We start from the raw sequence: 19,784 nt of genomic DNA, 5'->3' as shown, positions 1-19,784 counted from the left end.
GCGGCACGGCGGCGAGCAGCTCGGCCGCCGTGCCGCTGAGCTTGCCACCGCTGTCGATCGGCTGCCGCTTCTCGGCCTTGCGCCGCTCGATCCGCTCCCGCTCCAGCCGCTGGGCGGCCAGCTCGGCCTCGGCCTCGGAGAGCCGGGCCGCCGCGTCCTCACCCGCCGTACCGGCGCCGTCCCCGGCCCCCTGCGCGTCCTCGGCGGCCGGCGACCCGCCCTCCCCGGCGGTCCCCTCGGCATCGGTGTCGTCGGGCTCCCCGGCCCGCGGTTCCCCGGCAGCCTCCGCGTCGGCGGCCCCACCGCCGGACGGGGCCCCGTCCGCGGCGTCGCTCCGCTCGGCCTCCTGCGCGGCGCCCGGCGTTCCCGGCTCGGCGTCCACGGCGTCCGCGGTGTCCTCGGCGGGTTCGGGCTGCGTGCTCACAGCGTGCTCCAGTCGTGATCGGGATAGCGGTGCACGGGCGCCGACACGTCGTCGAGCGCCCGGCGGATCTCGTCAGGAAGACTAAGGGCCTCCACTGACAACGCCGCCGTGAGCTGCTGCGCGTTGCGCGGGCCGATGATCGGGGCGACCACCCCGGGCCGGTCCCGGACCCAGGCCAGGGCGACCTGGAGCGGGGTCACCGCGAGCCCGTCCGCCGCCGTCGCCACCGCGTCCACGATGTGACCGGCCGCGTCGTCGAGGTAGGGCTCGACGAAGGGGGCCAGGTGCTCCGAGGCGCCCCGGGAGCCCGGCGGGACCGCGTCCTTGCGGTACTTGCCCGTGAGGACCCCCCGGCCCAGCGGCGAGGAGGGCAGCAGACCGATGCCCAGGTCCAGGGCGGCCGGCAGCACCTCGCGCTCGACGCCGCGCTGCAGCAGCGAGTACTCCATCTGCGTGCTCGCCAGCCGGGTGCGCACGCCCGGCGCCGCCAGCTGCCAGGTCGCCGCCTTGGCGAGCTGCCAGCCGCAGAAGCCGGAGACCCCGGCGTAACGGGCGCGGCCGCTGCCGACCGCCACGTCGAGGGCGTGCAGCGTCTCCTCCAGCGGCGTGTGCGGGTCGAAGGCGTGCAGGTGCCACACGTCGACGTGGTCCGTGCCGAGCCGGGCGAGGGAGGCGTCCAGCGCGGAGAGCAGGTGGCCGCGCGAGCCGTCGAAACGGCGGTCGGGGTCCGGGACGCTGCCCGCCTTGGTCGAGATCACCAGGTCCCGGCGCGGCACCAGGCCCTCCATGAGCCGGCCGAGGAGGTACTCGGCCTCTCCGTCGCCGTACACGTCCGCGGTGTCGACGAGCGTCCCGCCCGCTTCCCAGAAGGTCTTCAGAAGGTCCGCCGCGTCGTGCTCGTCGGTGTCCCTGCCCCAGGTGAGGGTGCCCAGCCCGATGCGGGACACGCGCAGGCCGGTGCGGCCGAGATGCCTCTGCTCCATGAACGCCGACATTACTGGCCACGGCTTGTGCCGTGGGGGCCTGTGGACGACCGGATATGCGCGCTAGGGTCGGGGCACCACAGACGTTACTGATCGGTAAGGGGAATCGGCCATGCAGCTCGGGATCAACCTCGGCTACTGGGGTGCCGGAATGGACGCGGACAACCTGGCCGTCGCCAAGGAGGCCGACCGGCTCGGCTACGCCGTGTGCTGGGCCGCCGAGGCCTACGGCTCGGACGCCGCGACGGTGCTCACCTGGGTCGCCGCGCAGACCGAACGCATCGACGTCGGCTCGGCCATCTTCCAGATCCCCGCCCGCCAGCCGGCCATGACCGCGATGACGGCCGCCACCCTCGACTCCCTCTCCGGTGGCCGCTTCCGCCTCGGCCTCGGCGTCTCCGGACCGCAGGTGTCCGAGGGCTGGTACGGCGTGAAGTTCGACAAGCCGCTCGCCCGCACCCGCGAGTACGTCGAGATCGTGCGCAAGGCGATGACCCGGGAGCGGCTGTCGTACGAGGGGCAGCACTGGACGCTGCCGCTGCCCGGCGGCCCCGGCAAGCCGATCAAGCTGACCGTGCACCCGCAGCGCGAGCACATCCCGCTGTACATCGCCGCGATCGGCCCGAAGAACCTCGAGCAGACCGGCGAGATCGCCGACGGCGCCCTGCTCATCTTCCCGTCCGCCGACCACCTGGAGGAGACCGCGGTCCGGCACCTGCGCGCCGGACGCGAGAAGGCCGGGAAGACCCTCGACGGCTTCGACGTCGTCCCCACGCTGCCGCTCGCCCTCGGCGACGACAAGGACGTCACCACGCTCGCCGACACCTTCCGCCCCTACACCGCGCTCTACGTGGGCGGCATGGGCAGCCGCAAGCAGAACTTCTACAACCAGCTCGCCCAGCGCATGGGCTACGAGCGCGAGGCCGCCGAGATCCAGGACAAGTACCTGTCCGGCGACAAGCAGGGCGCCGCCGCGGCCGTACCGCACGACCTGATCGACCGGACGACCCTGCTCGGCAGCGTCGACCGGATCGCGGACCGGATGAAGGCGTACGCCGCCGCCGGTGTCACCACGCTGACCCTCGCTCCCGCGGGCTTCACCCTGGACGAGCGGATCGCCTCGCTCCGTGCCGGCACCGAGGCCCTGGAGCGCGCCGGCCTCACCTGAGGGCGGCGGCACCCCGAAGGATCCTGCGGCCGTGGTGGGGGCTCGGGGGTCTTCCCCGCCACGGCCGCCACGCGGACCAACGCGTCCGCGCGCGTGTGGTCACGCCTCCCTCGCACGCACGCCCTCCTTCGTTCGGCGGACTCGCCCGTCACACCTGTTGCCGTGTTCCGCGTCCCGCACTTGACTCGTTCTTCGCGGGGACCGCGGAGGCAGAGAGGTGCCAGCGATGCTTTCGGCCAAGAGCCTGTTCCAGGAGATCCTCGACAACGACGAGTCGTTCCGTCTCTTCTGCTCCATCGCCGCCGGCGGCGAGTCGCAGGGCGGCTGGGAGAACGCGCGCATCGCGGCGCTGGTGCCGGAGAGCGAGCGCTCCCTCGCCCCCAAGATCGCCCGGCACGGCGCGGACGAGGACAAACACGGGCGGATCTTCAACGCCCTGCTGAGGAAGCGCGGCCTCGAACCCGTCGACGTGCCCCCCGACACCGACTACACCATGCTCCTGGAGCGGCGCGGCATCGGCCTCGCCCACGAGAAGCTCGCGGCCGACCGGCCCCTGACCGTGCGGGACGTCATCACCTACCTCGCGCACAGCAGGGTCACCGAGCAGCGCGCGGCCGAGCAGATGGCGATGCTCCTCAAGCACTTCGCGGACCATCCCGACCTGGGGCGGGCCGTGCGCGTGATCTCGGCCGACGAGGACAACCACCTCGCCTACTCCCACGAGGAACTGCTGCGCTACGCCGCCGCCGGACACGGCCGCCGCATCCGGCGGACGCTGCGCGAGTGCGCGCACGCCGAGATCCGCGTCCACCGGGACGTCAGCCTCGCGGTGATGGCCCGCATGGGCCGTCTGCTCGGCTGGTCGCGGACGAGGTCGGCGCTGCTCGCGGCGGGCATCCACGCGACGTACGCCTACGAGCGGCTGGTCGGCTGGCGCCGGATGGTGACCCTGCGGACACCCGAGCGGCGCAACGCGCTGGGCGGTCCCGCGACCGCGGCCCCCGAGACCGTCTGAGGGACCGGCACGCGCCGCGCTACAGCCAGCCCCGCCGCTTGAACGTCCGGAACAGCAGCACCTCCAGCACGGCCATCACGACGATCACCACCGGATAGCCCCACACCCAGCGCAGTTCCGGCATGTGCTCGAAGTTCATGCCGTAGACCCCCGCGAGCATCGTCGGCACCGCGGCCATGGCCGCCCACGCGGAGATCTTCCGCATGTCGTCGTTCTGCCGGACGCCCGTCTGCGCCAGGTGCGCCGACAGGATGTCCGAGACCAGCCGGTCCAGGGCCTCCACCGACTCGTTCACGCGGGTGAGGTGGTCGCTCACGTCCCGGAAGAAGGGCCGGGCCCTGTCGTTCACGAACGGCACACCGGTGCCGAACGTCCCCGTGCCGGCCAGCCGGGCCAGTGGCGGTGCCAGCGGCCCGGTGGCGCGGCGGAACTCCAGGACCTGCCGCTTGAAGTTGTAGATCCGGGACGCGGTGTGCCGCGAGCCGCCGCCGTCCGGCGAGAAGACCTCCGCCTCCAGCTCCTCCAGGTCGGTCTGCAGTTCGACCGCCACGTCCAGGTAGTGGTCGACGGTGGCGTCCGCTATCGCGTACAGCACGGCGGTGGGCCCCTTGCCGAGCAGTTCCGGCTCCTGCTCCAGGCGCTGTCGCACCGCCTTCAGCGGAGCGCCCTCGCCGTGCCGGACGACGACCACGAACCCGTCGCCCAGGAAGAGCATGAGCTCGTCGGTGGACACGGCGTCGCTCTCCGGCTCGTACACCACCGGCTTGAGGACGGCGAAGAGCGAGTCCTCGTACACCTCCAGCTTGGGCCGCTGGTGTGCCTTCAGGGCGTCCTCCACGGCCAGGGGGTGGAGCCCGAACTCCTGCGTGACCAGGTCGAACTCCTCCTCCGTCGGCTCGTGCAGCCCGATCCACACGAAGCCGCCCGCCTCCCGCGCCTCGCCGAGCGCGTCGGAGAAGTCCTCGGGCCCGTCCGTCCGGTGCCCGCCCCGGTAGACGGCACAGTCGACGATCACCGAACGCGGTCTCCTCTCACCCCGTCGCCCTCGCACCGCGTGGTGCGCCTACCCTGGCCGCATGCCCACGCTGATCCTGGTTAGGCACGGACGTTCCACCGCCAACACCGAGGGGCTGCTCGCCGGCTGGACGCCCGGCGTCGCCCTCGACGAACGCGGGGCCGCTCAGGCCGCCGCGCTGCCCGGGCGACTCGCCGGCCTGCCGCTCGCCGAAGTCGTCGTCAGCCCGCTGCAGCGCTGTCAGGAGACGGTCCGGCCCCTGCTCGACGCCCGCCCCGGCCTGCGGGCGCACACCGACGAACGGATCGGGGAGTGCCACTACGGCGACTGGTCCGGCCGCAAGCTCGCCGAACTCAAGGACGAGCCCCTGATGGAGGTCGTGCAGGCGCACCCCTCCGCGGCGGCGTTCCCCGGCGGCGAGTCGATGCGCGCCATGCAGACCCGCGCCGCCGAGGCGGTACGCGAGTGGAACGCGCGCGTGGAGCGCGACCACGGCGCCGACGCCGTCTACCTCATGTGCTCCCACGGCGACATCATCAAGTCCCTCGTAGCGGAGGCACTCGGCCTTCACCTCGACCTCTTCCAGCGCATCTCCGTCGAGCCCTGCTCCGTCACCGCGATCCGCTACACCCGGCTGCGGCCGTTCCTCGTCCGCCTCGGCGACACCGGGGACTTCGCCTCCCTGGCGCCGCGCGAGGAGGCCGCGGAGGGCGACGCCCCGGTCGGTGGTGGTGCGGGCGCACCGTGATCGTCGGCCGCAGTAGGGTGAAGCGATCGCAGCAGTGACCGCCCCCCGATTCCCGCTTCCCCCGACTTCCCATGGAGACAGGACGTGTCCCGTCAGGTGTTCCTCTACGACCAACCGGATCGTTTCGTGGCCGGCACGGTCGGGCTTCCCGGACGCCGTACGTTCTTCCTCCAGGCCATCGCCGGCTCCCGGGTGACCAGCGTGGCACTGGAGAAGACCCAGGTCGCCGCGCTCGCCGAACGCATGGACGAGCTCCTCGACGAGGTCGTGCGGCGCAGCGGCGGCAGCACCGTCGTACCCGCCGTGGCCCCCGCGGAGGCCGCCGACACGGCGCCGCTGGAGACCCCGGTCGAGGAGGAGTTCCGGGTCGGCACCATGGCGCTCGCCTGGGACGGCGAGGACCAGTGCATGATCGTCGAGGCGCAGGCCCTGGTCGAGATCGAGGCCGAGTCCGAGGAGGACCTGGCCGAGGCCGAGGAACGGCTCCTCCAGGACGAGGAGAACGGCCCCCCGATGCTCCGGGTCCGCCTCACCGGCGCGCAGGCCAGGGCCTTCGCCAAGCGCGCCCTCGACGTCGTCAACGCCGGGCGGCCGCCGTGCCCGCTGTGCAGCCTCCCGCTCGACCCGGAAGGACACGTATGTCCGCGCCAGAACGGATACCGCCGCGGAGCGTGACCGCCGACGCGGCGACCGCCGAGCTGCTCGCCCGGGGCGAGCTGACCGTGCGGGGCCGCATCCGCGAGGCCTCCAACGCGGCGCTGTACTGCACGGTGGCGCACGAGGGACGCGAGGCGGCCTGCATCTACAAGCCCGTGGCGGGGGAGCGCCCCCTGTGGGACTTCCCGGACGGCACGCTCGCCCAGCGCGAGGTCGCCGCCTACGAGGTCTCCGAGGCGACCGGCTGGGGCCTCGTGCCGCCCACCGTGCTGCGCGACGGCCCGTACGGCGAGGGCATGGTCCAGCTGTGGATCGACGCCGTGCCGGAGTCGGAACTGCTCGCCCTGGTGGACGCCGAGGAGCCCGGCCCCGGCTGGAAGGCCGTCGCGTTCGCCGAGGTCGGCGAGGGCCGCACGGCGCTGCTCGTGCACGCCGACGACGAGCGGCTGCGCCGGCTCGCAGTCCTGGACGCCGTCGTCAACAACGCCGACCGCAAGGGCGGCCACCTGCTGCCCGCCGCCGGTGAGCGGCTCTACGGCATCGACCACGGGGTGACGTTCCACGCCGAGAACAAGCTGCGCACGCTCCTGTGGGGCTGGGCGGGCGACCCGCTGACCGCGGAGGCCCGGGCGGCGCTGGACGCCCTCCAGGAGGCCCTGGAGGACGGCGCACCGCTGGCGGCCCGGCTCGGCGAGCTGATCACCCCCGCCGAACTGGACGCCACGCGCGCGCGTGTCGGTGCCCTCCTGGAGTCCGGGAAGCACCCGGAACCGGGCGGGGAGTGGCCGGCCATCCCCTGGCCGCCCGTGTAGTGCCCGACCCGCACAACGGCCGGTATCGCGCAAGAGCGCCTTACCGGCCATCCGGTCCGGTCCGGTTCGTGGACGGAACATCCGTCCGGTTAGGCTCATGACATGCATGCCTGGCCCGCTTCCGAGGTCCCCGCCCTGCCTGGTCAGGGCCGCGACCTGAGGATCCACGACACCGCGACCGGCGGCCTCGTCACCCTCGACCCCGGTCCCGTCGCCCGTATCTACGTCTGCGGCATCACCCCGTACGACGCCACCCACATGGGGCACGCGGCGACCTACAACGCGTTCGACCTCGTGCAGCGCGTGTGGCTCGACACCAAGCGGCAGGTCCACTACGTCCAGAACGTCACCGACGTCGACGACCCCCTCCTGGAGCGGGCCGAGCGGGACGGCGTCGACTGGACCGCCCTCGCCGAGAAGGAGACCGCCCTCTTCCGCGAGGACATGACCGCGCTGCGCATGCTCCCGCCGAAGCACTACATAGGCGCCGTGGAGGCCATACCCGGCATCGTCCCGCTCGTCGAGCGCCTGCGCGACGCCGGCGCCGCCTACGAACTCGAGGGGGACGTCTACTTCTCCGTCGAGTCCGACCCCCACTTCGGCGGCGTCTCCCACCTCGACGCGGCCGCCATGCGGCTGCTGTCCGCCGAGCGGGGCGGCGACCCGGACCGGCCGGGCAAGAAGAACCCGCTCGACCCGATGCTGTGGATGGCGGCACGCGAGGGCGAGCCCAGCTGGGACGGCGGCTCCCTCGGCCGCGGGCGCCCCGGCTGGCACATCGAGTGCGTGGCCATCGCCCTCGACCACCTCGGCATGGGCTTCGACGTCCAGGGCGGCGGATCCGACCTGGCCTTCCCGCACCACGAGATGGGCGCCTCGCACGCCCAGGTGCTCACCGGTGAGTTCCCCATGGCCAAGGCGTACGTGCACGCCGGCATGGTCGCCCTCGACGGCGAGAAGATGTCGAAGTCCAAGGGCAACCTGGTCTTCGTGTCGCAGCTGCGCCGCGACGGCGTCGACCCGGCCGCCGTCCGGCTCACGCTGCTCGCCCACCACTACCGCTCCGACTGGGAGTGGACCGACCAGGTGCTGCGGGACGCCGTGGCCCGGCTGGAGCGGTGGCGTGCCGCCGTGTCCAGGCCCGACGGCCCGCCCGCGGAGGCGCTCGTCGAGGAGATCCGCGAGGCCCTCGCGAACGACCTGGACTCCCCGGCCGCGCTGGACGCCGTCGACCGCTGGGCCGCCCTCCAGCAGGAGAGCGGCGGCACGGACACCGGCGCGCCCGGCGTCGTCTCCCGCGCGGTGGACGCACTGCTGGGCGTCGCGCTGTAGGGCCCGGACGAGGGACGAGGGGGCCTTCGCGGCAGACGTCCGCGGAGGCCCCCGCCCCTGTGTGCGGTGGTGCGCGGACGTCCGCACACCGAAGGGCCGGCCCGTGGGGCCGGCCCTTCACGACGTCGTGGCGGCGGACCGGAACCGGGGTGCGCCGGGGTCGGGGCGTGCGCGCCCCGCCCCGTCACTCCTCCGACGACTCCTCGTCGTCCCCGCCCGGCTTCGGCGGCCTCGGCGGGCGGGTGCGGCCGCTCGGGTTGTCCCGCAGGAAGGGGGAGCCGGGCGTGCCGTCGCCGCCGTCCGCCGTGGCGTGCCCGCCCGGCCCGGAGCCGCCGTCCCGGCGCCGCAGGTACCGCTCGAACTCCCGGGCGATCGCCTCGCCCGACGCCTCCGGAAGCTCCGCGGTGTCCCGGGCCTCCTCCAGCGACTGCACGTACTCCGCGACCTCGCTGTCCTCCGCGGCCAGCTGGTCCACGCCGACCTGCCAGGCGCGCGCGTCCTCGGGCAGCTCGCCCAGCGGGATGCGCACGTCGATCAGGTCCTCCAGACGGTTCAGCAGGGCCAGCGTCGCCTTGGGGTTGGGCGGCTGCGACACGTAGTGCGGCACCGCCGCCCACAGCGACACGGCCGGTACGCCCGCGTGCGTGCACGCCTCCTGGAGGATGCCGACGATGCCCGTGGGGCCCTCGTACTTGGTCTCCTCCAGACCCATGCGCCGGGCCAGGTCGGCGTCCGACGTGGTCCCGCTGATCGGCACCGGACGGGTGTGCGGGGTGTCGCCCAGCAGGGCGCCCAGCACGACGACCAGCTCCACGCCCAGTTCGTGGGCGAAGCCGAGCAGTTCGTTGCAGAACGAGCGCCAGCGCATGGACGGCTCGATGCCACGGACGAGGACGAGGTCGCGCGGCTTGTCACCGCCGACGCGGACCACCGAGAGCCGGGTCGTCGGCCAGGTGATCTTGCGGACCCCGCCGTCCATGAACACCGTGGGGCGGTTCACCTGGAAGTCGTAGTAGTCCTCGGCGTCCAGCGCCGCGAAGACCTCGCCCTTCCACTCCCTGTCCAGGTGCGCGACCGCGGCGGAGGCGGCGTCACCGGCATCGTTCCAGCCCTCGAACGCGGCCACCATGACCGGGTCGATCAGCTCGGGAACCCCCTCGAGCTCGATCACCCAGCGCCTCCTTCCGACGTGCCCTCGCGTACCCCCCAACCTTACGGCGTGCCGAGGGGACGCCCGCAGCCCCCTTGCACGGGGGAGTGAACGGATCACTGCCCCGTGCACCGCCTCCGGACACCCCGCCGCCCACGCGGCGCCGGGGGCAACTCGTCCGGCCCCGGCGGCCGGTGGACGCGGCGCGCGGCGGGGCGGGTCCGCCGAGGCGGAAGGGGCGCCTCCGTGCGGGGAGGCGCCCCTTGGGCCGCGCGGGGCCGTCCGGCCGGCGGAGACCGCCTCCGGCGGCCCTACTTCCCGTCGAGCAGGTCCTGGACCTTCGCGCGGACCTCGTCCGTGGCCAGGCCGCGGATGGTCAGCGTCGTCCGGCGGCGCAGCACGTCGTCCTGCGTCTCGGCCCACTCGTGGTCCCTGGCCCACACGACCTGCGCCCAGATCTCCGGGGCGTCGGGGTGGACGCGCTCGGCCAGTTCCGGGTTCTCGTTGGCGATGCGGGCGATGTCGAAGGCCAGCGAACCGTAGTGGGTGGCCAGGTGCTTGGCGGTGTCCGCCGCCATGCGCGGGCCGGGCGCCGGACCGTCCACCAGCAGCCGGTGCGCCACGGCCCGCGGGTTGGCGACGCCGGGCAGCGGCAGCTTCTTCGGCAGCGAGGAGATCGGCTCGAAGTCGTCGCCGAGCGGGTGGCCGGGCAGCGCCTCCAGCTTCTTCATGACCGTGCGGCCGATGTGGCGGAAGGTGGTCCACTTGCCGCCCGCGACGGACAGCATGCCGCCCCGGCCCTCGGTGACGACCGTCTCGCGCTTGGCCTTCGCCGTGTCCCCGGGACCGCCCGGCAGCACGCGCAGACCCGCGAACGAGTAGGTGATCAGGTCCCGGTCGAGCTGCTGGTCGCGGATGGAGAACGCGGCCTCGTCGAGGATCTGGGCTATGTCCTTGTCGTTGACCGCGACGTCGCCCGGGTCGCCCTCGAACTCCTCGTCCGTGGTGCCGAGCAGCAGCATGTCCTCCCAGGGGAGGGCGAAGGTGATCCGGTACTTGTCGATCGGGGTCGCCAGCGCCGCCTTCCAGGGCGCGGTGCGCTTGAGCACCAGGTGCGCGCCCTTGGACAGCCGGATGGACGGCGCCGCGTTCGGGTCCTCCATCCGGCGCAGGTGGTCGACCCAGGGGCCGGTGGCGTTGAGCACCAGGCGGGCGTTCACCCCGAACTCGTCGCCGGACAGCCGGTCCTTCAGCTCGGCGCCCGTCACCCGGCCCTTGGTGAAGCGCAGGCCGGTGACCTCGGCGTGGTTGAGGACGACCGCGCCCGCGTCGACCGCCGCGCGGACGGTCATCAGCGCCATGCGGGCGTCGTTCATCTGGTCGTCGCCGTACACGGCCACGGCCTTGAGGTTGTCGGTGCGCAGCTCCGGCACGTCCTGCGCGGCCTTGGCCGGGGAGAGCAGGTGGCCGACGCCGTCGCCGAAGGCGGACAGCGCCGAGTACGCGAAGACACCGGCGCCGAGCTTCGCCGCGCCGTGCGGCCCGCCCTTGTACACGGGGAGGTAGAAGGTGAGCGGGTTCGCCAGGTGGGGGGCCACCTGGCGGGAGACCGCACGGCGCTCGAAGTGGTTCTCCGCCACCAGCTTCACCGCGCCGGTCTGCAGGTAGCGCAGACCGCCGTGGAGGAGCTTGGAGGAGGCGGAGGAGGTGGCGCCGGCGAAGTCGCCGGCGTCGACCACGGCCACCCTGAGACCGGACTGCGCGGCGTGCCAGGCGGTGGAGATGCCCAGGATGCCGCCGCCGATCACGAGAAGGTCGTACGACGCCTTGGAGAGCTGCTCCCGGGTCTCGGCGCGGCTCGGATTCGAGCCGGACGCCGGGTGCGTCCCCAGGGCAGGCACGGACTGCAGGGTGGACTGGCTGGTCATGGCGGTTCTTACTCCTCGTCCTCGAGCCAGCCCATGGTCCGCTCGACGGCCTTGAGCCAGCTCTTGTACTCACGGTCGCGGGTCTCCGCGTCCATGCGGGGGGTCCACTCGGCGGCCCGCCGCCAGTTGGCGCGCAGGTCGTCGGTGCTGTTCCAGAAGCCGACGGCGAGGCCGGCGGCGTAGGCGGCGCCGAGGCAGGTGGTCTCGGCGACCATCGGGCGCACCACGGGGGCGTCCACGAAGTCGGCGAGGGTCTGCATCAGCAGGTTGTTGGAGGTCATGCCGCCGTCGACCTTGAGGGCCGAGAGCTCGACGCCGGAGTCCTTCGTCATGGCGTCGGCGATCTCGCGGGTCTGCCAGGCGGTGGCCTCCAGGACGGCGCGCGCGAGGTGCGCCTTGGTGACGTACCGGGTCAGACCGGCGATCACACCGCGGGCGTCGGAGCGCCAGTACGGGGCGAACAGGCCGGAGAAGGCCGGCACGAAGTAGGCGCCGCCGTTGTCCTCGACCGACAGGGCGAGCGTCTCGATCTCGGCGGCGGTGGAGATCAGGCCCATCTGGTCGCGCATCCACTGCACCAGCGAGCCGGTGACGGCGATCGAGCCCTCCAGGGCGTAGACCGTGTCCTGGTCGCCGATCTTGTAGCCGACCGTGGTCAGCAGGCCCGAGTACGAGTTGATGATCTTGTCACCGGTGTTCATCACCATGAAGGTGCCGGTGCCGTACGTGGACTTGGTCTCGCCCTCGGAGAAACAGGTCTGGCCGAACAGGGCCGCCTGCTGGTCGCCGAGCGCGGAGGCGACGGGAACGCCGCCGAGCAGGTCGCCGAGCCTGCCGCCCTTGATCTCGCCGTAGACCTCGGCGGAGGAGCGGATCTCGGGGAGCATCTGCGTCGGCACGCCGATGGACTCGCAGATGCGCGGGTCCCACTCCATGGTGTGCAGGTTCATCAGCAGGGTGCGGGAGGCGTTGGTGACGTCGGTGACGTGCCTGCCGCCGTTCACGCCGCCGGTCAGGTTCCAGATGACCCAGGTGTCCATGGTGCCGAAGAGCAGGTCGCCCGCCTCGGCGCGCTCGCGCAGGCCGTCGACGTTGTCGAGCAGCCAGCGGGCCTTGGGACCGGCGAAGTAGGAGGCGAGGGGGAGGCCGGTCTCGCGGCGGAAGCGGTCCTGGCCGACGTTGCGGCCCAGCTCGCGGCACAGGGCGTCGGTGCGGGTGTCCTGCCAGACGATGGCGTTGTGGACGGGCTCACCGGTGTTCTTGTCCCAGACCAGCGTGGTCTCGCGCTGGTTGGTGATGCCGATGGCCTTGATGTCGTCGCGGGTGATGCCGGCCTTCTCGACCGCCCCGGCGACGACCTCCTGGACGTTGGTCCAGATCTCGGTGGCGTCGTGCTCGACCCAGCCCGGCTTGGGGAAGATCTGCTCGTGCTCCTTCTGGTCGACGGCGACGATGCGGCCGTCGCGGTCGAAGACGATGCAGCGGGAGGAGGTGGTGCCCTGGTCGATGGCGGCGATGAAGGGGCCTGCGGTGTGGGCGTCGGTCACTGTGTGCTCCTGGGTTTCCGTGGTGTGGCGGCCGGTGCGTACGGTGCGTGTGCTGCGGATCGGTGCTTGACGGGCGGAGGACCGCTCAGACGAACGCGACGTTGTAGACACCTCCCGCGATCGCTCCGCCGATCAGCGGGCCGACGACCGGGATCCAGGCGTAGCCCCAGTCGGAGCCGCCCTTGTTGGGCAGGGGCAGCAGGGCGTGGACGATGCGCGGGCCGAGGTCGCGGACCGGGTTGATCGCGTAGCCCGTCGGACCGCCGAGGGACAGACCGATGGACACCACCACGAACGAGGTGATCAGTGCGCCCAGGATGCCGAGGCCGTTGCCCTCGTCGTTGAGGCCCTGGGTGAGGATGGCGAGCAGCAGGACGAAGGTGCCGATGATCTCCGTGGCGAGGTTCTGCACCACGTTGCGGATCTCGGGCCCGGTCGAGAAGACGCCCAGCACGGGTCCGGCCCCGGTCTCCTGCGCCTCGACGGCCTTGGCCGCCGTGTCCTGCGCGCCCGGGCCGCCGACGATCTCACGGTCGGTGAGGTGGGCCTGGAACTGGCCGTAGTAGGCGACCCAGACCAGAACCGCGCCGATCATGGCGCCGAGGAGCTGACCCGCGAAATAGGTCGGGACGTTGTTCCAGTCGCCGTCCTTGATCGCGATGCCGACCGTCACGGCCGGGTTGAGGTGCGCGCCGGACAGCGGGCCGGAGATGTACGCCGCCGTCATGACGGCGAAGCCCCAGCCGAAGGTGATGGCGAGCCAGCCGGCGTTGCGGGCCTTGGAGGCCTTGAGCGTCACGGCGGCGCAGACACCGCCGCCGAGCAGGATGAGTATGGCGGTACCGATGGTCTCGCCGATGAAGATGTCGGAGCTGGACACCCGCGACTCCTTTGTCCTTCGTCCAGGGGAAGCCGAACCCCGGGTCCCTCCGGGTGTTCCGGCGCCCTCGGTGTGAGAGCGATGGCGGCCCTTGGCGTTGTCACACTCTAACGCGTATTGCCGGTAGGTGTTCGACAATGCCGACCGATGGACGGGAGTCTCGCTTCGGCGTCACGCGTGCGTCAAGAGTTCTGTTATCGAAAGCACGATCGTTATTGATCGCTACGGGTTATCGGTCTCCGCGCGGGGGATTCGCGGACCGCGGCGACGAATGTCCGTTTCAGGGTAGGCCGAGGGCCGGGACGCCACCCGGCGTCCCGGCCCCACCCGCGTGTCCGCGCCTCAGAACCGCCCGGCGCCCAGGTCCCGCGACACCGCACGGGCGCAGTCCCGTACCGCCGCGATCAGCTCCGGCCGCAGCTCGCCGTCCCGGCACAGCCGCTCCACGGCGCCGGTGATGCCGACCGCGCCGACCGGCATGCGGCGCCGGTCGTGGACGGGGGCGGCGATGGACGCGACGCCCTCCCACGTCTCCTCCACGTCGGCCGCGTAGCCACGCGCGCGCGTGATGTCGAGGACGTGCTCGAACCCCTCCGGCTCGCAGACGGTCCGGTCGGTGAACGCCTTGCGCTCGGCCTCCAGCGCCTCGCTGTGCGCGACCGGGTCGTACGCCGACAGGACCTTGCCCAGGGCGGTGGAGTGCAGCGGCTGCATGGCCCCGATCTCCAGGACCTGCCGACTGTCGTCGGGCCGGAAGACGTGGTGGACGACCAGCACGCCCTGCTGGTGCAGGACGCCGAGGTGGACGCTCTCGCCGCTGGACCGGGCAAGGTCGTCCGTCCACACCAGGGCGCGCGCCCGCAACTCGTGCACGTCGAGGTAGGTCGTGCCCAGGCGCAGCAGCTCGGCGCCCAGCTGATAGCGCCCCGAGGCCTCGTCCTGCTCCACGAAGCCCTCCTGCTGGAGGGTGCGCAGGATGCCGTGGGCGGTGCCCTTGGCCAGACCCAGCGACGAGGCGATGTCCGACAGGCCGAGCCGCCGCTCGCCGCCCGCGAGCAGGCGCAGCATCGCGGCCGCCCGCTCGAGCGACTGGATGTTCCGTGCCATCGACGTACTGCCTCCGTCCCCTTCGACTGCCGACCTCGGCGTCGCTGACGTCGTTCGGCAATGCCGAACACTACCGGTCCATGCCGACCTCCCGCTAATGGTCGGGGGGCAACTGTTGCACCCGGACCGCCTTCCGCCGGGCCCCGGGCGCCCTCCGCCCCGCCGGTCTCGGCGGCGGACGGGGCCGCGGGGTTCACCCCTTCGGACGCCGGCGTCACCCCTGGGGGAGGGCATCCGGCCCTCCGTCCTCGTCCGCCTCGTGGACGCCCCGGCCACCGGTCCCGACTCCCGGCTACCCTGACGGCGTGCGTTCTCTCCCGGAACGTCCCCGACGGGCGGCACCGGGAAGCGCAAAGCCGACAGCCGTCGCATCCTAGGGAGCCCCTTCATGGCCTCGTCGCCGTCCACCCCGTCCGCCGACACCCGGACCCGCGTGTCCGCCCTCCGCGAGGCGCTCGCCACCCGTGTGGTGGTCGCCGACGGGGCGATGGGCACCATGCTCCAGGCGCAGAACCCCTCGCTCGACGACTTCCAGCAGCTGGAAGGGTGCAACGAGGTCCTGAACCTGACCCGGCCCGACATCGTGCGCTCAGTGCACGAGGAGTACTTCGCCGCCGGCGTCGACTGCGTGGAGACCAACACCTTCGGCGCCAACCACTCCGCCCTCGGCGAGTACGACATCCCCGAGCGCGTCCACGAACTGTCCGAGGCCGGCGCCCGGGTCGCCCGCGAGGTCGCCGACGAGTTCGCCGCCCGCGACGGCCGGCAGCGCTGGGTGCTGGGCTCCATGGGACCCGGCACCAAGCTCCCCACCCTCGGTCACGCCCCGTACACCACCCTGCGCGACGCCTACCAGCGCAACGCCGAGGGCCTGGTCGCCGGCGGCGCCGACGCCCTGCTGGTGGAGACCACCCAGGACCTGCTGCAGACCAAGGCCTCCGTGCTCGGCGCCCGGCGCGCCCTGGACGCCCTCGGCCTCGACCTGCCCGTGATCGTGTCGGTGACCGTCGAGACCACCGGCACCATGCTCCTCGGCTCGGAGATCGGCGCCGCGCTCACCGCGCTGGAACCGCTGGGCATCGACATGATCGGCCTGAACTGCGCCACCGGCCCGGCCGAGATGAGCGAGCACCTGCGCTACCTGGCCCGGCACTCCCGCATCCCGCTGTCCTGCATGCCCAACGCCGGTCTGCCGGTCCTGGGCAAGGACGGCGCGCACTACCCGCTGAGCGCGCCCGAGCTGGCCGACGCGCAGGAGACGTTCGTCCGCGAGTACGGGCTGTCCCTGGTGGGCGGCTGCTGCGGCACCACCCCCGAGCACCTGCGGCAGGTCGTGGAGCGGGTGCGCGGTCTCACCCCCGCCGAGCGCGACCCGCGTCCCGAGCCGGGTGCGGCCTCCCTCTACCAGACGGTGCCGTTCCGGCAGGACACCTCCTACCTGGCGATCGGTGAGCGCACCAACGCCAACGGCTCGAAGAAGTTCCGCGAGGCGATGCTGGCCGGCCGCTGGGACGACTGCGTGGAGATGGCCCGCGACCAGATCCGCGAGGGCGCGCACATGCTGGACCTGTGCGTGGACTACGTCGGCCGGGACGGGGTGGCCGACATGGAGGAGCTGGCCGGGCGGTTCGCGACCGCCTCGACGCTGCCGATCGTGCTGGACTCCACCGAGGTCGAGGTCCTGCGGGCCGGGCTGGAGAAGCTCGGCGGCCGCGCGGTGATCAACTCGGTCAACTACGAGGACGGCGCCGGACCCGGGTCCCGCTTCGCCAAGGTCGCGCAACTGGCCCGCGAACACGGCGCCGCGCTGATCGCGCTGACCATCGACGAGGAGGGCCAGGCCCGCACCGCCGAGAAGAAGGTCGAGATCGCCGAGCGGCTGATCGAGGACCTGACCGGCAACTGGGGCATCCGCGAGTCGGACATCCTGGTGGACTGCCTGACCTTCACCATCTGCACCGGCCAGGAGGAGTCCCGCAAGGACGGTGTGGCCACCATCGAGGGCATCCGCGAGCTGAAGAGGCGCCACCCGCAGGTGCAGACCACGCTGGGCCTGTCCAACATCTCCTTCGGCCTGAACCCGGCCGCCCGCATCCTGCTCAACTCCGTCTTCCTGGACGAGTGCGTCAAGGCGGGCCTGGACTCGGCGATCGTGCACGCGAGCAAGATCCTGCCGATCGCCCGCTTCGACGAGGAGCAGGTCACCACGGCGCTGGACCTGATCTACGACCGCCGCCGTGAGGGCTACGACCCGCTGCAGAAGCTGATGCAGCTCTTCGAGGGCGCCACCGCGAAGTCGCTGAAGGCCTCCAAGGCCGAGGAACTGGCCGCACTGCCGCTGGAGGAGCGCCTCAAGCGGCGCATCATCGACGGCGAGAAGAACGGCCTGGAGCAGGACCTGGACGACGCCCTGAAGGAGCGCCCGGCCCTGGACATCGTCAACGAGACGCTGCTGGACGGCATGAAGGTCGTCGGCGAACTGTTCGGCTCCGGACAGATGCAGCTGCCGTTCGTGCTCCAGTCCGCCGAGGTGATGAAGAGTGCGGTGGCCCACCTGGAGCCGCACATGGAGAAGACCGACGACGAGGGCAAGGGCACCATCGTGCTGGCCACCGTGCGCGGCGACGTCCACGACATCGGCAAGAACCTGGTCGACATCATCCTGTCCAACAACGGCTACACGGTCGTCAACCTCGGCATCAAGCAGCCGGTCTCCGCGATCCTGGAGGCGGCCGAGGAGCACCGGGCCGACGTCATCGGCATGTCCGGACTCCTGGTCAAGTCCACGGTGATCATGAAGGAGAACCTGGAGGAGCTCAACCAGCGCGGCCTGGCCGCCGACTACCCCGTCATCCTCGGCGGCGCCGCCCTCACCCGCGCCTACGTCGAACAGGACCTCCACGAGATCTACGACGGCGAGGTCCGCTACGCCCGCGACGCCTTCGAGGGTCTCCGGCTCATGGACGCCCTGATCGGCATCAAGCGCGGCGTGCCCGGCGCCAAGCTCCCCGAGCTGAAGCAGCGCCGCGTGCGGGCCGCCACCGTCGAGATCGAGGAGCGGCCCGAGGAGGGCCACGTCCGCTCCGACGTCGCCACCGACAACCCCGTGCCCACCCCGCCGTTCTGGGGCACCCGCGTCGTCAAGGGCATCCAGCTCAAGGAGTACGCCTCCTGGCTCGACGAGGGCGCCCTCTTCAAGGGCCAGTGGGGCCTGAAGCAGGCCCGCACCGGCGAGGGACCCTCGTACGAGGAGCTCGTCGAGACCGAGGGCCGGCCCCGGCTGCGCGGTCTGCTGGACCGCCTCCAGACGGAGAACCTGCTGGAGGCGGCCGTGGTCCACGGCTACTTCCCCTGCGTCTCCAAGGACGACGACCTGATCGTCCTGGACGAGGCCGGCAACGAGCGCACCCGCTTCACCTTCCCCCGCCAGCGGCGCGGCCGGCGGCTGTGCCTGGCCGACTTCTTCCGCCCGGAGGAGTCCGGCGAGAGGGACGTCGTCGGCTTCCAGGTCGTCACCGTCGGCTCCCGGATCGGCGAGGAGACGGCCCGGATGTTCCAGGCCAACGCCTACCGCGACTACCTGGAACTGCACGGCCTGTCCGTCCAGCTCGCCGAGGCCCTCGCCGAGTACTGGCACGCCCGCGTGCGCTCCGAACTCGGCTTCGCCGGCGAGGACCCGGCCCAGATGGAGGACATGTTCGCCCTGAAGTACCGGGGCGCCCGCTTCTCCCTGGGCTACGGTGCCTGCCCCGACCTGGAGGACCGGGCGAAGATCGCCGACCTGCTCCGGCCGGAGCGCATCGGCGTCCACCTCTCGGAGGAGTTCCAGCTCCACCCCGAGCAGTCCACCGACGCCATCGTGATCCACCACCCGGAGGCCAAGTACTTCAACGCCCGCTGAGGCCGGTGCGGACCCCGTCCGGACCGCTTCGAGCGCCACACCAGGCGTTCTGATCCCGTGCGACGTACACTGGTCGGTCCACCGCAGGCCGGTTCCCTTCGAGGGAACCGGCCTGATCGTCCCTCAAGGAGGTACGTGGATGACCAGTACGGTCCCCGCGCTCGGAACCCGTACGGCCGAAGGCTCCGCCCTGCAAGCCGTGCTGCTGGACATGGACGGCACCCTCGTGGACACCGAGGGCTTCTGGTGGGACGTCGAGAAGGAGGTCTTCGCCTCCCTCGGCCACCCCCTCGACGACTCCTGGCGCCATGTGGTGGTCGGCGGTCCCATGACCCGCAGCGCGGGCTTCCTCATCGAGGCCACCGGTGCCGACATCTCGCTCGCCGAACTCAGCGTGCTGCTCAACGACGGCTTCGAGGAGCGCATCGGGCGCGCCCTGCCCCTCATGCCGGGCGCGGCCCGGCTGCTCGCGGAGCTGTCCGAGCACGAGGTCCCGACCGCCCTGGTCTCCGCCTCGCACCGGCGCATCATCGACCGTGTCCTGGCCTCGCTCGGCCGCCACCACTTCGCGCTCACCATCGCCGGCGACGAGGTCCCGCGCACCAAGCCCCACCCCGACCCCTACCTGGCCGCCGCCGCCGGACTCGGCGTGGACCCGGCCCGGTGCGCCGTCGTCGAGGACACCGCGACCGGAGTCGCCGCCGCGGAGGCCGCCGGCTGCCACGTGGTGGCCGTCCCCTCGGTCGCCCCCATCACCCCGGCCGCCCGGCGCACCGTGGTGCGCTCGCTGGAAGAGGTCGACCTGACCTTCCTGCGCGGCCTGATCGCGTACGTGGGCTGAACGCCCGCGCAGCATGTGCAGACATCGCCCGGGACGGTGCGCGAACGGTCCTGCGACCGGGTCCGGGAGCCGCGCACCGGGCGAGGAGCGACCGCCACGTCGGCCGGATCCGGCAGCCGCCGAAACCACCCGCCATGTGACGTTCGCCACCCCGACAGGGGTCGACAGGCGGGTGCGGCTGTGCAGACCCCCGCCGGGAGAACGTTGTCGACGCGCCCATGTGTCCTGATTGGTGAAGCGCTGCACTAATCCTTCCACTGTCGGGTTTTCGGTGTG

General features: G+C 72.3%; 15 protein-coding genes and 1 pseudogene. 8 read left to right on the top strand and 8 right to left on the bottom strand.

What is annotated here, in order from left to right:
* Together JHAT_RS24925 and JHAT_RS24920 are read right to left on the bottom strand one after the other, a co-directional pair.
* Nucleotides 1–424 (bottom strand): annotated as a pseudogene (locus tag JHAT_RS24925) (DNA helicase RecD); the annotation flags it as partial.
* Nucleotides 421–1,407, bottom strand: coding sequence for an aldo/keto reductase (locus JHAT_RS24920; RefSeq protein WP_077800496.1), 987 nt, complete (start codon nucleotides 1,405–1,407; stop codon nucleotides 421–423). The pseudogene JHAT_RS24925 and the gene JHAT_RS24920, both read right to left, overlap by 4 nt.
* Nucleotides 1,408–1,519: 112 nt before the next feature.
* Here JHAT_RS24920 and JHAT_RS24915 point away from each other — a divergent pair, with 112 nt between their 5' ends.
* Together JHAT_RS24915 and JHAT_RS24910 are read left to right on the top strand one after the other, a co-directional pair.
* Complete coding sequence (locus tag JHAT_RS24915; RefSeq protein ID WP_077800491.1) at nucleotides 1,520–2,575, top strand: LLM class F420-dependent oxidoreductase; 1,056 nt, start codon at nucleotides 1,520–1,522, stop codon at nucleotides 2,573–2,575.
* A gap of 226 nt (nucleotides 2,576–2,801) precedes the next feature.
* A complete protein-coding gene (locus tag JHAT_RS24910) occupies nucleotides 2,802–3,590 on the top strand; it encodes a ferritin-like domain-containing protein (protein WP_077800490.1) in 789 nt (262 codons plus the stop codon).
* A gap of 19 nt (nucleotides 3,591–3,609) precedes the next feature.
* On the opposite strand, the gene corA is transcribed toward JHAT_RS24910, so the two are convergent.
* On the bottom strand, nucleotides 3,610–4,605 hold the full coding sequence (gene corA / locus JHAT_RS24905; protein WP_077800489.1) for a magnesium/cobalt transporter CorA: 996 nt from the start codon (nucleotides 4,603–4,605) through the stop codon (nucleotides 3,610–3,612).
* 61 nt (nucleotides 4,606–4,666) lie between these two features.
* On the opposite strand from corA, the gene JHAT_RS24900 reads away from it, so the two are divergent.
* The 4 genes from JHAT_RS24900 to mshC all read left to right on the top strand — a co-directional run bounded on the left by JHAT_RS24900 (nucleotide 4,667) and on the right by mshC (nucleotide 8,154).
* Nucleotides 4,667–5,353 (top strand): histidine phosphatase family protein, encoded by a 687-nt coding sequence (locus JHAT_RS24900; protein WP_077800488.1) that lies wholly within the window; start codon nucleotides 4,667–4,669, stop codon nucleotides 5,351–5,353.
* Between the two features lie 84 nt (nucleotides 5,354–5,437).
* Nucleotides 5,438–6,028 carry a DUF3090 domain-containing protein gene (locus JHAT_RS24895; protein ID WP_077800487.1) on the top strand — a complete coding sequence of 197 codons (591 nt, stop codon included), beginning with the start codon at nucleotides 5,438–5,440 and terminating at the stop codon, nucleotides 6,026–6,028.
* Nucleotides 5,992–6,822 (top strand): SCO1664 family protein, encoded by an 831-nt coding sequence (locus JHAT_RS24890; RefSeq protein WP_171991037.1) that lies wholly within the window; start codon nucleotides 5,992–5,994, stop codon nucleotides 6,820–6,822. Before JHAT_RS24895 ends, JHAT_RS24890 begins: the two co-directional genes overlap by 37 nt.
* Before the next feature lie 102 nt (nucleotides 6,823–6,924).
* Nucleotides 6,925–8,154 carry a cysteine--1-D-myo-inosityl 2-amino-2-deoxy-alpha-D-glucopyranoside ligase gene (gene mshC, locus JHAT_RS24885; protein WP_077800485.1) on the top strand — a complete coding sequence of 410 codons (1,230 nt, stop codon included), beginning with the start codon at nucleotides 6,925–6,927 and terminating at the stop codon, nucleotides 8,152–8,154.
* Between the two features lie 184 nt (nucleotides 8,155–8,338).
* Here the strand turns inward: mshC and JHAT_RS24880 are convergent, their stop codons facing one another.
* The 5 genes from JHAT_RS24880 to JHAT_RS24860 all read right to left on the bottom strand — a co-directional run bounded on the left by JHAT_RS24880 (nucleotide 8,339) and on the right by JHAT_RS24860 (nucleotide 14,766).
* Complete coding sequence (locus JHAT_RS24880; protein WP_077800484.1) at nucleotides 8,339–9,325, bottom strand: PAC2 family protein; 987 nt, start codon at nucleotides 9,323–9,325, stop codon at nucleotides 8,339–8,341.
* 290 nt (nucleotides 9,326–9,615) lie between these two features.
* The gene (locus JHAT_RS24875) at nucleotides 9,616–11,232 is read right to left on the bottom strand and encodes a glycerol-3-phosphate dehydrogenase/oxidase (protein WP_077800483.1); all 1,617 of its coding nucleotides are present in this window, start codon (nucleotides 11,230–11,232) and stop codon (nucleotides 9,616–9,618) included.
* An 8-nt stretch (nucleotides 11,233–11,240) separates the two neighbouring features.
* A complete protein-coding gene (gene glpK / locus JHAT_RS24870; protein WP_077800482.1) occupies nucleotides 11,241–12,779 on the bottom strand; it encodes a glycerol kinase GlpK in 1,539 nt (512 codons plus the stop codon).
* 85 nt (nucleotides 12,780–12,864) lie between these two features.
* Nucleotides 12,865–13,659, bottom strand: a complete 795-nt coding sequence (locus JHAT_RS24865; RefSeq protein ID WP_077800481.1) for an MIP/aquaporin family protein — start codon at nucleotides 13,657–13,659, stop codon at nucleotides 12,865–12,867.
* Between the two features lie 342 nt (nucleotides 13,660–14,001).
* Nucleotides 14,002–14,766, bottom strand: coding sequence for an IclR family transcriptional regulator (locus JHAT_RS24860; RefSeq protein WP_077800480.1), 765 nt, complete (start codon nucleotides 14,764–14,766; stop codon nucleotides 14,002–14,004).
* A 388-nt stretch (nucleotides 14,767–15,154) separates the two neighbouring features.
* On the opposite strand from JHAT_RS24860, the gene metH reads away from it, so the two are divergent.
* Together metH and JHAT_RS24850 are read left to right on the top strand one after the other, a co-directional pair.
* Nucleotides 15,155–18,667 carry a methionine synthase gene (gene metH, locus JHAT_RS24855; RefSeq protein WP_077800479.1) on the top strand — a complete coding sequence of 1,171 codons (3,513 nt, stop codon included), beginning with the start codon at nucleotides 15,155–15,157 and terminating at the stop codon, nucleotides 18,665–18,667.
* 139 nt (nucleotides 18,668–18,806) lie between these two features.
* The gene (locus JHAT_RS24850) at nucleotides 18,807–19,508 is read left to right on the top strand and encodes an HAD family phosphatase (RefSeq protein WP_077800478.1); all 702 of its coding nucleotides are present in this window, start codon (nucleotides 18,807–18,809) and stop codon (nucleotides 19,506–19,508) included.
* The last annotated feature ends 276 nt before the right edge of the window (nucleotides 19,509–19,784 follow it).

The organism is Streptomyces sp. JHA26 (assembly GCF_002005565.1).
Classification (GTDB): Bacteria; Actinomycetota; Actinomycetes; order Streptomycetales; family Streptomycetaceae; genus Streptomyces.
Note: the sequence above shows the minus strand (reverse complement) of the source record. Positions and strands in the feature narration are given on the sequence as shown.